Annotated in this window: 1 protein-coding gene; it reads right to left on the bottom strand. The window is 72.9% G+C overall.

Annotated elements, in window-relative coordinates:
• Window positions 1–55: 55 nt before the first annotated feature.
• The coding region (locus ACFWGJ_RS43815; RefSeq protein ID WP_387334566.1) for a protein kinase at window positions 56–1073 on the bottom strand (1018 nt) is incomplete at its 5' end.

Below are 1073 nucleotides of genomic sequence, written 5' to 3' on the forward strand. Positions count from 1 at the left end.
GGCTCCACGCGCGCGTGGGCGGTGCTCTGCGGGGGGGGGGAGGCGGGCCGACGGGTCAGTCCTCGGCGCCGGGGTCCCCGTTCGTGCCACCGGCGTCGGCCGGCGATTCCTCCGGAGGAGTCTCCTCGTCCGGCGGGGTCGTCTCTTCGTCCGGCGGGGGCGTCGTCGTCGGGGCCTTGGTCGTCGGGTCGGCCGAGGGCTTCGACTCGGTGGGCGAGGGCGAGTACGTCGGCGACGGCTCGTACGACGGCGTGTAGTCCGAGTTGCCGCCCGTGCTCGTGTCCTCCTCCGTCTGCTCGTCCGTCGGCTCGTCCGACGCGTCCTCGCTCGGAGTGGTGTCCTTCTCGGTCTCCGAGGCGGTCGGCGTCGTCTTCGGACCCGCCCCGCCGCCGTCACCACCGCCGTTCAGCGCCAGCGCCACACCCGCCGCGATCGCTATCACCGCGAAGACGGCGAGGATCCACAACTTGCCGCGGCCACTGCCGTGGTTGCCGTGCCCCTCGAAGCCGCCGTCGTCGCCACCATGGCCCGGGGGCAGCAGCGGTGACGGGATCTGGGCGGTGCCCGAGTCACCGGGGTGCGGCAGCCCGGCCGCGCCCGCGAGACCCAGCGCCGGAGTGCTCATGCCCTCGTGCGCGGTCACCGGGCCGGTGTTCCAGGTGCCCGTGTGGCCGCCCTGGTCGTACAGCATCTGCAGCGCGTACTGGACGAGGCCGCGCATCTCCTCGGCGGTCTGGAACCGGTCGTCCGGCTCCTTCGCGAGGGAGCGCATGACCAGGCCGTCGAGCTCCGGCGGCGTCGCGTCCGAGACCTCGGACGGGGGCACCGGAATGTCCTGGACGTGCTGGTAGACCACCGACAGCGGGGTCTCACCGGTGAACGGGGGCCGCAGCGCGAGGAGTTCGTAGAGCAGACAGCCCGTCGCGTACAGGTCGCTGCGGTGGTCGACCGCCTTGCCGAGCGCCTGCTCCGGAGAGAGGTACTGGGGCGTGCCCATGACCATGCCGGTCTGGGTCATCGTCGACTGCGCGCCGTGCAGGGCGCGCGCGATGCCGAAGTCCATCACCTTGACC

The organism is Streptomyces sp. NPDC060205 (assembly GCF_042728395.1).
Lineage (GTDB): Bacteria > Actinomycetota > Actinomycetes > Streptomycetales > Streptomycetaceae > Streptomyces.